The sequence below is a fragment of the Pedobacter sp. MC2016-05 genome (genome assembly GCF_026239735.1).
Taxonomy (GTDB): domain Bacteria; phylum Bacteroidota; class Bacteroidia; order Sphingobacteriales; family Sphingobacteriaceae; genus Pedobacter.
In genome coordinates, this window is sequence record NZ_JAPIVT010000005.1 from 121,379 (window position 1) to 136,368 (window position 14,990).

13 protein-coding genes are annotated in these 14,990 nt (G+C 36.9%); 8 read left to right on the forward strand and 5 right to left on the reverse strand.

The annotated features are described in order from the left end of the window. Positions 1-89: 89 nt before the first annotated feature. From OQZ33_RS09105 to OQZ33_RS09120, 4 genes are all read left to right on the forward strand, one after another. Positions 90-368 carry a hypothetical protein gene (locus OQZ33_RS09105; protein ID WP_265798734.1) on the forward strand — a complete coding sequence of 93 codons (279 nt, stop codon included), beginning with the start codon at positions 90-92 and terminating at the stop codon, positions 366-368. Positions 369-491: 123 nt separating this feature from the next. Next, entirely contained in the window at positions 492-1,436 is a 945-nt protein-coding gene (locus tag OQZ33_RS09110) for a phosphoribosylaminoimidazolesuccinocarboxamide synthase (protein WP_265798735.1), read from the forward strand. 35 nt (positions 1,437-1,471) lie between these two features. Beyond that, the gene (locus OQZ33_RS09115) at positions 1,472-1,849 is read left to right on the forward strand and encodes an STAS domain-containing protein (RefSeq protein WP_056848896.1); all 378 of its coding nucleotides are present in this window, start codon (positions 1,472-1,474) and stop codon (positions 1,847-1,849) included. A 69-nt stretch (positions 1,850-1,918) separates the two neighbouring features. Further along, a complete protein-coding gene (locus OQZ33_RS09120; protein WP_265798736.1) occupies positions 1,919-2,824 on the forward strand; it encodes a ribonuclease Z in 906 nt (301 codons plus the stop codon). Between the two features lie 186 nt (positions 2,825-3,010). Here OQZ33_RS09120 and OQZ33_RS09125 read toward each other — a convergent pair whose 3' ends face one another. The 3 genes from OQZ33_RS09125 to OQZ33_RS09135 form a co-directional block, all read right to left on the reverse strand. Beyond that, a complete protein-coding gene (locus tag OQZ33_RS09125; protein WP_056848898.1) occupies positions 3,011-3,964 on the reverse strand; it encodes an MlaD family protein in 954 nt (317 codons plus the stop codon). 170 nt (positions 3,965-4,134) lie between these two features. Beyond that, entirely contained in the window at positions 4,135-4,911 is a 777-nt protein-coding gene (locus OQZ33_RS09130) for an N-acetylmuramoyl-L-alanine amidase family protein (protein ID WP_265798737.1), read from the reverse strand. Positions 4,912-4,931: 20 nt separating this feature from the next. Beyond that, positions 4,932-5,795: an N-acetylmuramoyl-L-alanine amidase family protein gene (locus OQZ33_RS09135; RefSeq protein ID WP_265798880.1), complete on the reverse strand. Its 864-nt coding sequence runs from the start codon at positions 5,793-5,795 to the stop codon at positions 4,932-4,934. Positions 5,796-5,869: 74 nt separating this feature from the next. Here OQZ33_RS09135 and OQZ33_RS09140 point away from each other — a divergent pair, with 74 nt between their 5' ends. The 4 genes from OQZ33_RS09140 to trxA all read left to right on the forward strand — a co-directional run bounded on the left by OQZ33_RS09140 (position 5,870) and on the right by trxA (position 11,593). Next, on the forward strand, positions 5,870-8,527 hold the full coding sequence (locus OQZ33_RS09140; RefSeq protein WP_265798738.1) for a putative LPS assembly protein LptD: 2,658 nt from the start codon (positions 5,870-5,872) through the stop codon (positions 8,525-8,527). 3 nt (positions 8,528-8,530) lie between these two features. After that, the gene (locus tag OQZ33_RS09145) at positions 8,531-9,784 is read left to right on the forward strand and encodes a competence/damage-inducible protein A (protein ID WP_265798739.1); all 1,254 of its coding nucleotides are present in this window, start codon (positions 8,531-8,533) and stop codon (positions 9,782-9,784) included. A gap of 47 nt (positions 9,785-9,831) precedes the next feature. Then, positions 9,832-11,181 (forward strand): dihydrolipoamide acetyltransferase family protein, encoded by a 1,350-nt coding sequence (locus tag OQZ33_RS09150; protein WP_265798740.1) that lies wholly within the window; start codon positions 9,832-9,834, stop codon positions 11,179-11,181. A 115-nt stretch (positions 11,182-11,296) separates the two neighbouring features. Beyond that, the gene (gene trxA / locus OQZ33_RS09155; RefSeq protein WP_056848903.1) at positions 11,297-11,593 is read left to right on the forward strand and encodes a thioredoxin; all 297 of its coding nucleotides are present in this window, start codon (positions 11,297-11,299) and stop codon (positions 11,591-11,593) included. Here trxA and pdeM read toward each other — a convergent pair whose 3' ends face one another. Both pdeM and OQZ33_RS09165 read right to left on the reverse strand, forming a co-directional pair. After that, the gene (pdeM, locus tag OQZ33_RS09160; RefSeq protein ID WP_265798741.1) at positions 11,594-12,232 is read right to left on the reverse strand and encodes a ligase-associated DNA damage response endonuclease PdeM; all 639 of its coding nucleotides are present in this window, start codon (positions 12,230-12,232) and stop codon (positions 11,594-11,596) included. A gap of 63 nt (positions 12,233-12,295) precedes the next feature. Then, positions 12,296-14,773 (reverse strand): ligase-associated DNA damage response DEXH box helicase, encoded by a 2,478-nt coding sequence (locus tag OQZ33_RS09165; protein WP_265798742.1) that lies wholly within the window; start codon positions 14,771-14,773, stop codon positions 12,296-12,298. Positions 14,774-14,990: the final 217 nt, after the last annotated feature.

Here is a 14,990-nt window from a genome sequence, read left to right on the forward strand (position 1 = left end):
AAAGGTGCTGAAATAAATTCAGCATGACGATGAGGAAAAGCTAGATATTATTTATTGTTCTTCAATAAAACTTCAGTTAGATTAATTTTATGGAAACTATTAGCCTTCAAAATGATTTAAAATTTTCGCTTGAGAAATTGCCTCACACCATAAGACTAATCATTTCAAAAGATGACGAAGAATGGGTATGTCGAAAGGAAAAGCTTAAAAAGCTATTTGAATTTACAGAAACTCAGGATGAGTATCTTTTCAAAGGAAGACTGCAACTATTCAAATCAGAAGATAAAGTTAATATTAAAGTTAAAAACGAATTTGTCGCAACGGTTTTAAAAGACGACTTTATCAGAATATTAAACAGATTGAAATAATTTTAACCTGATAGCCAACCGAGCTATCAGGTTTTTTAGTGACTATATTTTTAACTCTTGACTCCAGACTTTCCGACTTCGGACTCCAGACTTTCAAGACTTTTTTACTATTTTTATCGCCTCATGAAAGCACAAAAAGAAACAAACTTCAAATTTCCAAATCAGAGCAATTTTTATAAGGGTAAAGTACGCGATGTGTACACCATAGCTGATAAATTAATGGTGATGGTCGTTTCAGACCGGATCTCTGCATTTGATGTAGTTTTACCCGAAGCCATTCCATTCAAAGGCCAGGTTCTAAACCAAATTGCAGCCAAATTCTTATCTGCAACACAGGATATCGTTCCAAACTGGGTTTTAGCTGTTCCAGATCCAATGGTAACAATCGGTCGTATTTGCGAACCCTTCAAAGTAGAAATGGTAATAAGAGGGTATCTGGCTGGCCATGCGTGGCGTGAATACAGTGCAGGAAAACGTTCTGTTTGTGGCGTTTCTTTGCCCGACGGCCTAAAGGAAAATGATAAACTACCTCAGCCAATTATCACCCCAACAACCAAAGCATCTGTTGGTCACGATGAAGATATTTCAAGAGAAGATATCCTTGCAAAGGGAATTGTATCATTGGCTGACTATGAAAAGTTGGAAGAATATACTTACGCTCTATATCAGCGTGGAACAGAAATCGCTGCGAAAAGCGGATTAATTTTAGTTGATACTAAATATGAATTCGGTAAAGCTGATGGCGTAATCTACTTAATTGATGAAATTCATACTCCAGATTCGTCACGTTATTTCTATGCCGATGGTTACGAAGATCGTCAAAAAGCCGACGAACCTCAAAAACAACTTTCAAAAGAGTTTGTGCGGAAATGGTTGATCGAAAATGGCTTTCAAGGTAAAGATGGTCAGGTTATTCCAGAAATGACTCCCGAGATAGTTAATTCAATCTCAGAACGATACATAGAACTTTATGAGCATATTGTTGGAGAAAAGTTTGTGAAAGCTGATGCTGATTCTATTTCAAGTCGTATAGAAAGCAATGTTACAAAGGCTTTGGAAACGCTTTAAATTTTTATACATTAGTAAAATAAAGATTAGAAGAGATGAAATTTTCAGTTGACAAACACGATAAATACGTAACCTTAAAGTTAAAAGAACCTAAGTTTACAAATGATAATTCACCAGGTTTAAAATCTGAATTATATTTACTTAATGCCGAGGGTTTTAAGAATATCATTGTTGATTTGAGCCATGTAAAAGAATGCACTGATGCGCAGGATTTAAGTTGCTTATTAGTAGGTGACAGACTTTGCAAATCTGCTGGTGGATTATTTATCGTAACTGGTATTAATGATGAAATTGCACCAATTATAGAATTATCAAACATATTTCAATCTGTAACGTTTGTTAATACATTAGAGGAAGCTACTGATTTCATCTTTATGGATGAATTGGAAAAAGAGTTCAGAGGCGCAAAATAACATACTTATAAATACAACACTGGCCTCGTAGTTTTCAAAAACCTACGAGGCTTTTTATATCAATAGAATATGAAATTTGAGGTTACAATTCTTGGAAGCAGTTCGGCAACTCCTGTTTTTAATAGGAATCCATCAGCGCAGCTTTTAAATTGTAATGAAAAATTTTATTTAATTGATTGTGGTGAAGGTACACAACAGCAGCTCACTAAGTACAATTTAAAAGCGGCAAGAATCGACCATATTTTCATTAGCCATTTGCATGGTGATCATTATTTTGGTTTGATCGGTTTACTTTCTAGTTTGCATTTAAACGGCAGAACAAAGTCAATGCAAATTTTCGGACCGAAACCACTTTTAGAAATTTTAGAGATTCAGTTTAAGTACTCAGATACGATTTTAAGATATCCGTTAGAATTTTTTCCCATCGAAGCAGACGTATCAAAGCAAATATTTGAAAATCAGGATTTGATTGTGGAGACGATTGTACTCAATCATCGCATTCCGACAACAGGTTTTATTTTTAAGCAAAAGCCAAGACAACGTAAGCTGATTAAAGAGAAAACAGATGAAATTCCGATGGCTTATTACACTGCCTTGAAAAAAGGAGTCGATGTTGAATTGCCTGATGGACAGATTCTAAAAAGTGAAGACTATACTACGCCTGCAGATCCGCCGAGATCTTATGCTTACTGTTCTGATACGAGGTATGATGAACGCTACTTTTCAAGTATTAAAGGCTGTGATACTTTATATCATGAAGCTACCTTTATGCATGAGCTTTTAGATAGGGCAAATGAAACTCACCATACTACTGCGTTGCAAGCAGGAGAGGTGGCTAAAATCAATGGAGTGGAGAAATTGCTGATCGGTCATTTTTCATCGCGATATAAAACGCTTCAAATGTTATTGGAAGAGACCCAATCTGTTTTCGAAAATACTGAGCTAGCCGTTGAGGGAAGAACATTCCAGCTGTAAACCAAAAGAATTTTTTAAACCTTATTGCAGCGGTATCCTTTTAACTTTTTCTGTTAAAAGATTTAGCGGAAAGAAGGAACGAGCTTAAATAGTTGTGAGGTGCTACTTCAATTGCTTTTCCAAATATTTCAACGAAAAAAGCCTTGCAACTTAAAATTGCAAGGCTTCACACTTTTATAGAATAGACTATTTGTCCTTTTTGTTTCCACCACCAAATACTGAGAAATGAACGTAGCGCTTAGGATTTGCTTTCAAATCTATCATCAACTCGTCCAGATTTTTAGATGCATTATTTAAATTCTGATACATTTTATCATCATTTAATAATAGTCCCAAACTCCCTTTTCCGTCTTTAATACCAGAAATTACACTTTGTAAATCGGCAATAGCATTATTGGCATTATCTAACGTTTGTTTAAAATTAGCAGCAGCAAACTTATCTGTAACGGTATTTATATTGGTTAGTATATCGCTAATTTTTTGATTGTTATTGTTTAAGTTGGCAGTAATCCCTTCAACATTCTTAAAAATAGCTTCTATTCGGGCACTTTCTGATCCTACTAAACCATCAACTTTTTTCGAAGTTGTTTCTAATGAAGCTAAAGTTCCTGCAATACTATTAAAGCTTTTATCAACATTTTTCTGGAAATTCGGATTTAAGATAGAATTCACACTACTTAAAATAGAGTCCATCTTGCCAATAATTAATTCTGCTTTCTTTTGTACAGGTTGAACTTGTTCCATCAAGCCTTTTTCTACGTTGGCGTTTAATGTGTAGCCATCTTCAGCCATTTTTTTTGAGTTACCTAACGACATTACAATCGCCTTGCTACCTAAAAGGTCTGTTCCCTCTAATCGAGCAATACTATTTTCTGGAATATCATATTTGCTATTAATACTCAAAGTAGCCAAAATTGTTCCGCCAGGTTCTAGCTGCAGTTTAGCAACCCGGCCGATCTGGTATCCATTGATTAAAACGGGTTTAGAAACGGTTAATCCGTCTACTCTCGTATACCTTGCAAACAAGGTAGTTTCGCTAGAAAAAATGGAATTACCTTTTAAAAAATTGTATCCTATTATGAGTAAAGCGATGGCAAATGCTGCTAAAATACCTACTTTGGTTTCGTTTTTAATCTTCATGAGTGTTTATCTTTGACGGATACAAGCGGTAAAATTAGTAATTATTACTTGTCCGAGGCGTAATTCTTTAATTTATCGTGCAAATATATGTTGTTATTACATAATGCTTACACAGTTATTTTTGTTTGGTGAATAAGTGGTTTTATACAATTTAAAAACTAATTCTACGATTATTTTACCTCAACAGATTTTTTGTAGCTTTTAATTGCAGCCAATATCGAATCTGCAATTTCATTCTGACCTTTTTCAGAGTTGATGTATTTCTCTTCTTCTTTATTCGATATAAACCCAACTTCAGTTAACACGGCTGGCATTCCACATCTTTGAAGCACCAAAACTCCCTGTTCTTTAACCCCCCGGCTTGCTCTTTTATCTCTGCTGATGTAACTTGTTTGAATGAGTTTCGCAAATTTAATGCTTTTATCTCGAAACGTATTTTTGAGTAATGATAAAAGAATGAACGTCCCCGGATTGTTTGGATCGTAGCCATCGTATTTGCTTTTATAGTTTTTCTCCAGTTTAATATCGGCATTTTCTCTAATCGCAGCATCTTGTTCCTTTAATCTATGGGATCCTGCAACAAGTGTTTCGGCACCTTTTATGTGTTTATTTCCGGGAGGCATCGAATTGCAATGAATGGAGATAAAAAGATCAGCATTGGCATCATTGGCTATTTCAGCCCGTTTATATAAGTCCACATCAACATCCTTCGTTCGGGTGTAGATTACTTTAACGTCTGGTAATTCTGCCCTTAACTTTGCGCCTAATTTAAGGGCAACTTTTAATGCAATCGCTTTTTCGGTAGAAAAACTCCCAGATGCACCGGGCTTTTTACCTCCATGGCCAGGGTCGATAACAATTGTCTTAATTTTATATCCTTGAGCAATAGAGTGGCTTGGGATGAAAGGAAATATTAAAAGTAGAAAGGCTAGAAGTTTGATCTTCATTTTGATAGGGATGGGGTAGATTAGAAAGATGTTTCGGCAATACGTTTATAGTTTTTAATCGCTTTAATTATTCCATTAACAATTTCTGTTTGACCTTCTGCGGAGTTCATATAATCTTCCTCATCGGGATTACTTACAAAACCAATTTCAGTTAAAACTGCAGGCATTGATGCTCTCGCTAATACTGCCAAACTTTTTTCCTGCACGCCGCGGTTAATTCTGCCAGCATTGATATATTCTTGCTGTAAAAGCGACGCAAATTTTAAACTTCTTTCTCTATTGGTTTGTTTCATCAAAGAAAGCATAATGTCATTCTCAGGTGTATTGGCAATAAAACCTTCATAGTTTTTCTGATAATTATCCTCTAAAAACATCGAAGCATTTTCCCTTTTGATTACTTCATCTTGCTCTCCTAAACGGCCTGTACCAGATACAAAGGTTTCCGTGCCCCGTGTAGAGGTACTTTTCGAAACGACAGAACGGTAAACAGGAACTTTTCTACCCTTAACTTTTTTATAATAATCAACCACTTTCGATACCCTTACCGGCATATCATTCAAGTGAATAGATATAAATAAATCAGCTTTTGCATTATTAGCGATGTTGATGCGTTCGTACAAGGGAATGAAAACGTCAGTTTGCCTCGTGTAAATTACTTTAATGTCTTTTATACTATCTTGAAGTGCTTTACCCAAGTTAAGTGCTGTTTTTAAAGCAACATCTTTTTCTTTAGAATAAACACCATGCGTGGCGCCATCCTTTCCTCCATGACCAGCGTCGATTACGATTGTTTTAATTTTATATTCTTGCGCAATGGCTTGATTATCAATTGTATTGAATAAAGTAATACAAATAATAAATGTTAAAATGGTTTTAAGATACATCAATGGTATATTTTTCACTAATTTTGAACGTTTTTGATTAAACATTTGTGCAAAAATAACATTCAAATACGAATTTGAAACTTCTTACTAGCTCTATTTTACTAATTTCTGTCATTTTATTAACACATGGTGTTGGTAAAGCTAACGCATTTTCTTCTTTTTCATTGCAACAAATAATCCAGCAAGACACATCAAAAAGAGATACATCGAAAAAAGCATCTCCAAATAATAGTGGTTTGGATCAAAAAGTAGAGTACCGGGCCGATTCAGTTCGTTTCAGCAAGAACAAGAGTATTATATACATGTATGGAAACGCCAGGGTAAATTATGGCGACTTCGAACTCGATGCAGATTATATCCGTTACGATTCGCAAAATAAACTGATTTTTGCCAGTGGAAGAACGGATTCTAAAACCAATAGATACGTTGGTAAACCGATATTTAAATCGGGAACCGATGGTTCTGCAATAGCCGATTCACTTTATTATAATTCTGAAACTACTAAGGCAAAAGTTTACGGTGTATTTTCTGAGCAGGAGGGTGGCTTTTTCTCCGGCGGACAAAGTAAAAAACAAATTGATGATGAGTTGCACATTAAAAATGTGATGTACAGTACCTGTAATTTGCCTCATCCTCACTTCGGGATTTTGATTACAAAAGGTATTGCCACGGAAAAGCAGATTATAAGTGGACCAATGTACATGGTTTTTGAAGGTGTACCTACGCCTATAGGTTTACCATTTGCATTTTTTCCTAAACCTAATAAAAGAACTTCAGGCATAATTTTACCAAGTCCCGGCGAGGATGCAACACGTGGTTTCTTTTTACAAAATGGGGGTTATTATCTTGGTTTAAACGATTACTGGGACGCTAAATTGCTGGGAAGTATTTACACGAATGGTTCTTACGAGACCAATTTGACCAGTAACTACATCAAAAGATATAAATTTAGCGGAAACATAGGTATTAGCTACAACAGTGTGAAAAACGGTTTAGAGGGCACTGAAGCTTTCGAAAATCCGAATAAGGATTTTAGCATTAGGTGGTCGCACTCGCAAAACGCAAACGCCAACCCCGGAACAACTTTTAGTGCCAGTGTTAACGTTACTTCAAGTAGCTATTACACCAATAGTCCTGCTAATTTGAACTACGATTTAAATGCGATTGCAAACAATACCACCAATAGTAGTATCAGTTATTCCAAAACTTTTTCCAACAATATGAATTATTCGTTATCGATGACGAGTAATCAGACCTTGCGCACAAGGGATGTATCGATTAGGTTACCCGATGCAACTTTTAACGTGCCAACTTTTAGTCCATTCGATTCAAAAACTCGCGTGGGGGAGCAAAAATGGTATCAGAAAATTACCATTGGATATGCTTTACAAGGAACGAATGCCATAGATACAAAGGATAGTTTACTGTTTCAAAACGACGGTTTAAAGCGACTGAGATCTGGTTTCAGTCACAGCATTCCCATCAACATGTCGTTTACAGCCCTAAAATATCTAAACTTCTCTTTGGGTGGTAGCTATAACGAGGTTTGGAATTTTCAACATATCAATAAAAGATTTACAAGTTTCGATGATGGAACCTATACAGAAAGGATAGATACTTTAAGCGGCTTTAAAAGAGCCGGAAGTTATAGTCTTTCTACCAGTATGTCTACCAAAATTTATGGTCAAAAGAAGTTTAAGAATCTGGGGAACATTATGGCTATGCGCCATGTAATTACACCTAACGTTTCATTTAATTATTCGCCAGATTTTACTAAAGCAGGTAGAGGTCCGTTTTTGGCGGCAATTGATCAAAATGGTAAAGAAATAAGAGATACTTATCAGCAGCCGTTAACCTATTCTGTTTTCCAGGGGATGGCTTATCAAGGTTCTTTTCCAGGCAAGGCTGCCGCTATCGGTTTCGGTGTAGATAATACGGTGGAATTAAAAGTTAAATCGAGCAAAGATACCACTGGTACCGGAGAGCGAAAAATTCCAATTATTCAAGGTTTAAGTATTTCTGGTTCTTATAATTTTCTGGCTCCGAGAAATAAACTTTCTACCTTGAGTTTTAACGGTCGTTCTCAGTTTACAGATAAATTAGGAATTAACTACAATGGTACGTTCGATCCTTATGATTTAGATGAAAGTGTAGATCCTGTCACCGGACAAAGAACCTTTACGCGAAGCAATAATTTCACCCTGAGGAGAGGTGGCCGCTTAGCCCGACTAACTAACATCGGATTTTCATTCGATTACAGCTTAAATCCGGATGCCTTGAAAAAGAAAAATGAAGCCAATGATAAATTGAGCGAAACTGCAAAGGAAAAAGGCTTATCGCCATTGCAATCAGAACAATTGGCTGCCATCAGCAGAGATCCAAATGCTTTTGTAGATTTCAATATTCCATGGAATTTCTCATTCTCTTACAGTTTTCAATACAGTAACGATTTTGGCGTAAGTACAACAAGTAATACGCTAAACTTTAATGGAGATTTTAATCTGACACCTAAGTGGAAATTTACTTTCAATTCGGGTTACGATTTTCAAAATAATGGGTTAACACCAATGAACATAGGAATTTACCGCGACTTACATTGTTGGGATATGAGTGTGAATTGGGTTCCTTATGGTGCTTATAAGAGTTATTCTGTAACATTAAAAGTTAAGGCCTCAATTCTTCAAGATTTAAAATTGAGCAAAAGACAAGGTTTCTACAATACATACCAGTAAATTATGCTAGCTGAAATTATAACCATTGGCGATGAAATTCTCATCGGTCAAATTGTTGATACCAATTCGGCCTGGATGGCTAAACAATTAAATTTAATTGGCGTTTCGGTTAAACAGATTACATCAGTTTCTGATGATGAACAACATATTTTATCTGCATTAGCTGATGCTGAAACCAGAGCAGATATCATTTTAATAACCGGCGGTCTAGGTCCGACGAAAGATGATATTACCAAGAAAACTTTGGCAAAATATTTCAATATGGGTTTCAGAAACGATGCCGGAGCCTTAGAAATGGTTCGTCAGATTTTCGAGAAATTCAAACGCCCTTTGTTAGATATTAACATTCAGCAAGCTGATGTACCAGATGGTTGCGAAGTGATCGTTAATAAAAACGGAACCGCTCCATGCATGTGGTTTGAGGAGCACGATAAGATTTTTGTGTCAATGCCTGGAGTTCCGTACGAAATGATGTATTTAATGGACGATGAAGTACTGCCAAGAATTAAATCCCGGTTTAAGTTACCGTCAATTGTGCACAAAACTATTCTTACTGCTAATATTGGAGAATCCTTTTTAGCGAAGGAAATTGAAGAAATCGAAGATAGTTTGCCGCCGCATATTAAGCTTGCATATTTACCTAAATTAGGCCAGGTACGTTTGCGTTTATCTGCCAAGGGCGATAATGAATTGACCTTGAAGGCTGAAGTTGAAGTTTATGCTCAACAGATTATCACAAAAGTTAAAAAGTTTGTTGTAATTGATGAAGATCTCCCGCTCGAGCAGGCCATTCTCAATCTAATGAAATCGAAAGGTTTAACCTTATCTACTGCAGAAAGTTGCACCGGTGGATATATTGCCCATTTGATTACTCAACATCCTGGCTGTTCATCTGTGTATTGGGGTGGAGCTGTGGCCTATGCCTACGAACTGAAAGAATCGATTCTGGGCGTGAAAGAAGTTACCTTATCTAAATTTGGTGCGGTGAGTGAAGAAACGGTTACCGAAATGGCCGAAGGCGCAATTAAACATTTCAAAACTGATTATGCTATTGCAGTAAGTGGTATAGCCGGACCCGATGGTGGTACCGAAGATAAGCCTGTTGGAACCGTGTGGATTGCGATTTCATCAACGAATAAAACAGTTGCTAAAGTGTTTAATTTCAGTAACAAACGCCTTCAAAACATCGAACGTTCGGCTGCATCAGCATTAATGATGTTATTAAATCTACTTAGGGAAGACTTTTACAACGAATAAAAACTGTATTTTTGTCGCAATACCAATATATAATACTGTAATTTAATATGGCTCAATACGAACTATTGTTACCAAAAATGGGTGAGAGTGTTGCCGAAGCAACCGTAATTAAATGGGTAAAACAAATTGGAGATTCAATTGATTTGGATGACACAATTTTGGAAATTGCAACAGATAAAGTAGATTCTGAAGTACCTTCACCTGTTGCCGGTAAATTGGTAAAGCAATTATTTAAGGAAGATGAAGTTGCCCAAGTTGGTGATGTAATTGCCATTATAGAAACTGAAGGTGGTAACGACGTTAAAACCGAAGAAGCTGCTCAACAAATACTTGTTGTAGAAGAAGAACAACCTCAAGACATTCCAGGCTTAGCAGAATTACAGCAAGAAAAAACTTCTGAAGTGCAAGCTGATTTTGCTTCTTCAGACCGTTTTTATTCACCTCTGGTCAAAAGCATTGCTTCTCAAGAAAATATTTCCATTGAAGAACTCGATTCAATAAAAGGCTCTGGTGCAGATGGCAGGCTCAACAAAGATGATTTATTAAATTATATTTCAAACAGAAATGGTGGGCAAGCGAATGCCTCAACAACCAATTTGAATGTTTCCAATCAGCCATATGCTGAACCTATTGCCGCATCAAAACAAGCACCGGTTGCAACTAAAACATCAACAACATCAGTTTCTGGTGGCGATGAAATTATTGAAATGGATAGAATGCGTAAACTTATTGCCGACCATATGGTGATGAGTAAAACGACATCTCCGCATGTAACTTCATTTGTTGAGGCCGATGTGACGAATATGGTTTTGTGGCGCAACAAAGTGAAAAATAGCTTTGAGAAACGTGAAAATGAGAAAATAACATTTACGCCAATTTTTGTTGAAGCAGTAGCAAAGGCCATTAAAGATTTCCCAATGATTAACGTTTCTGTTAACGGAACGCAAATTATCAAGAAACGAGATATCAATATTGGTATGGCAGCGGCTTTGCCAAGCGGAAACCTCATTGTTCCTGTGATAAAAAATGCCGATCAGTTAAATTTAGTTGGTTTAACAAAAGCCGTTAACGATCTAGCTGCAAGAGCCAGGATTTCAAAACTTAAACCGGATGAAACACAAGGTGGGACTTTCACATTAACAAATGTTGGTTCATTTGGAAACGTGATGGGTACACCCATTATAAACCAACCGCAAGTTGCTATTTTAGCTGTAGGCGCCATTAAAAAGAAGCCTGCAGTTTTAGAAACTGAACATGGTGATGTTATTGCAATTCGCCACATGATGTTCCTTTCATTGTCTTACGACCATAGAGTTGTGGATGGTTCGTTAGGAGGGATATTTATTAGAAGAGTGGCTGATTACCTGGAAAACTGGGATTTTAACAGAGAGATTTAATTAGAACAAAAAGAAGTCAAGTTTTGAAAAACTTGACTTCTTTAGTTTAAAACCAAATCACGTTAATGCTGTTTTTTGACTAACGACTAACGACTAACGACTAACGACTTAAATTATGGCTAAGTTTTCAGAATTAATAAATGGAGAGAAACCAGTTTTGGTAGATTTTTTTGCTGAGTGGTGTGGACCTTGCAAAATGATGAAGCCCATTTTAGAACAATTGAAATCCCAGGTTGGCGACTCCGTTTCGATTATTAAGGTTGATATCGATAAAAATCAGGCTGCAGCGGCTGCATATTCTGTTCAAAGTGTACCTACTCTAATGTTATTTAAACAAGGAAAACAAGTTTGGCGTCAAAGTGGTGTTTTGCAAGCTTCGCAATTGAAACAGATCATCGATTCTCATTCTTAATTATACTTCGACTACTTTATTGGGCGTAACCGCAAATATTTGCTCATTAGTCTTCGGGTAAATGTTATAAAGGCCTGTAAACGTACTGAATGCTGGCAAAACTGCGTACTCTTTTCCAAAGAAGAAACATGGAAATTTTAAACGCTGTTTTGCTTTACCCACCACAGTAACACCAGGATGAATGTGGCCACTTATCGGATACAATTCTTCTTCGGTACATTTTGGAGCATCATGAATAAAGCAAAAAGGCCCTAAACAAAAACTTGGTTCATGTATTTCAATTTGCATTGATTCATAATCAGCATTTGCTAACCTATCATGGTTTCCTTTTACAAGCAAGAAAGTGAGTTCGCTAAATTGCTTTTTCCATGCTGCAAACTCATCGATATCGGTATTTAAACCATGATGAAACATATCACCATTAATCAATAACGTTTTGGGTTTGTACTTTTCAACGAGCAAACCTAATCGCTGTAAATCATTTTGAGCGATGGTAGATGGTACTTGTACACCAGCAGAACGGAAATGTGCAGATTTACCCAAATGCAAATCGCTAATGGCTAAAAGTTGATGTTGTGGTAAGTATAAAGCCCTTTCTTTATCTAAAATCAGTTCTTCTCCGTGGCTTGTGATTGTCATTATTTTTATCTAATATAGTCTGTCATTGCGTACCTCGCAATCACGAAACAGTAAAAGGGTAATTTACTTAAATTTCTCCGATTCAGCTTTCATCCTTGCAATTCGTTGTTCCAATTCTTCCGAACTCATATTTTCCCGTAAACTATCAACCTTAATCGGAAATGATAATGGTGTAAAACTCTGAGGATGGGTAATGATTACCTCACTATTTTGAATTCTTTCTAACGCGGCAGCCAATCTTGGCTCTTCCAACTGCTGATAAAAAACTTCATCGTATGCCTGGCGCAAAAGTAAATTATGTTTATCGTAATCGCTAAAAACATTAAAAAATAAACCTGCAGATGACTGGAGATGTTTATTGGCAACATATTTACCAGGATACCCCTGAAAAACCAAACCTGAAATGCAGGCAATATCGCGGAACTTTCTTCGAGCCATTTCTGTTGAATTGATACTTAGCGTAATGTCTTCTGTTAAATTTTTTGGCGAGAAAACTTCGTAAGCGATAGATTCATCCATAGGAATTTCGGTTTCGCTTAAGAGCTCAAAACCATAATCGTTCATTGCAATAGAAAAACTTATCGGCAAAAGCTTGCTCAAACGGTAGGCTACCAAAGCCGCCAAAACTTCATGAACTAAACGCCCTTCAAATGGGTAAGCAAAAAGATGAAAACCTTCTTTGTTATTAATCAATTCAATTAACAATTCATCATTGCGTGGTACATGAGAACGCTTTTCTTGCAAAAGAAATAATGGATACACAGAATCCAATTCTTCATCGTTATGGGTTTTATCCAATGCCTCATTATATTTTTTCCGCAATACCGAACCCAAGTTTGAAGACAAAGGCAAACGGCCACCATTCCAACTTGGAGAAATGGCATTTTTTTGTTTACTCACGCGAACAATTACCGTCATATCTTTAACATGAACAAACTCCAGAACCCGACCGGCCAAACGGAAATTATCGCCGGCTTTTAAGCGGGTAACAAAATATTCTTCTACCATGCCGATATACCCGCCGGAAAGAAATTTTACCTTTAACATCGCATCACTTACTATAGTACCGATATGCAAACGATGTCGCATAGCCAGCTGTCGGCTCTTAACTTTCCACAATCCGTCTTCATCTTTCGTTACCTTTTTAAACTCATTATAAGCACCTAAGCTATCGCCACCTGAAGTAATAAATTGCATTACCCAAGACCATTCCTCTGGCAAGATTAATTTAAAAGCGTGGGTATTTTTGATTTCCTCATAAATGATCTTGTCATCAAAGCCATCTCCAATAGCTAAAGTAACCAGGTACTGAACCAGAGTATCGAAAACCATAATGAACGGCTCACGGCTTTCTATATTATTGGTTTTGGCCGCTTCTTTAATTGCTGCTGCTTCTACTAATTCTAAAGCATGTGTCGGCAAAAAATAGATCTTCGAAACCTCATGGGGTGAATGCCCCGAACGGCCGGCACGTTGTAAAAACCTGGCAACACCTTTAGGCGAACCCACCTGAACAACGGTATCAACAGGTTTAAAATCTACACCTAAATCCAAGGATGAAGTCGCAATAACAGCCTTCAGTTGCCCCGTATGTAATGCGTCCTCAATCCAGTTTCTGAGTTCAAAATCTATTGAACCGTGGTGAATAGCAATCCTTCCTGCCAATTCGGGTTCGATATTTAGCAAGTGCTGGTACCACATTTCCGATTGCCCGCGGGTATTGATAAAAATAAGAGTGGTTTTGCTTTTCTCAATAATAGGCAGAAGTTTGTAAGCCAGTTTTAAACCCAAATGCCCGGCCCAAGGCAGGGTTTCAATATCATCGGGAAGAATGGATTTAATGATGATTTTCTTTTCTAGGTCGGCCTTGATAATGATTCTTTTCGCCGTTTCATCAGGCTCCAAAACATCCAAAGCCTCTTCAATATTTCCAATGGTCGCCGAAATTCCCCATACTCTTAAAAACTGATTTTTTTCCAATTTTTGCAAACCTTTAATCCGGGAAATAGCAAGTTCTACCAATACACCACGTTTACTTCCCAACAATTCATGCCATTCATCTGCTACTATGCATTTCAGGTTTTTAAATAAAGTTGAAGAGCCTTTTTGTGCCAGCAAAAGATGCAAACTTTCAGGTGTAATCAATAAAATTTCGGGCATCGATTTCTTTTGTTGAACTTTCTCTGCCTGCGATGTATCGCCGTTTCTTACTCCAACATGCCAATCTAATTCAAGTTCGGTAAGTGTTTCACGCATCGCTCTTGCAATATCTTTAGCCAGGGAGCGAAGTGGGGTAATCCAAATGAGTTGCAAACGGTCTTTTGCTTTTTTATTGCTTAATTCTGATGCATTTAGCGCCTCTATGGCTATGGCCAAAAACAACGAAAATGTTTTACCAAATCCTGTTGGAGCATTCACCAATCCGCTGTAACCGTTTAAGTAGTTTTGCCAGGCATCTTCCTGAAATTTAAATGGTTTACGACCATTGGCTTTAAGCCATTGCTTAATTTTTTTGTAGCCTTTGGTTTTCGTTTGGTCCATGTATAATTGTAATTCTAAATTTTTAACTTGAAAAGCAATTTCAGTAATTCTTTGGTAGCATTAGTCCCGCCATTTGCTACAATTCCCGATGAAAAATCGGGATATTTTCGCTTCTGTCGGGTTTAAAATAGTAAGGTAAACCTAAGTAAAATAAACCTGACAGGAGCGAGCACGAAACCCGATTCTTTTAATCGGGTGAGTAAAGTGTATGGCAGGG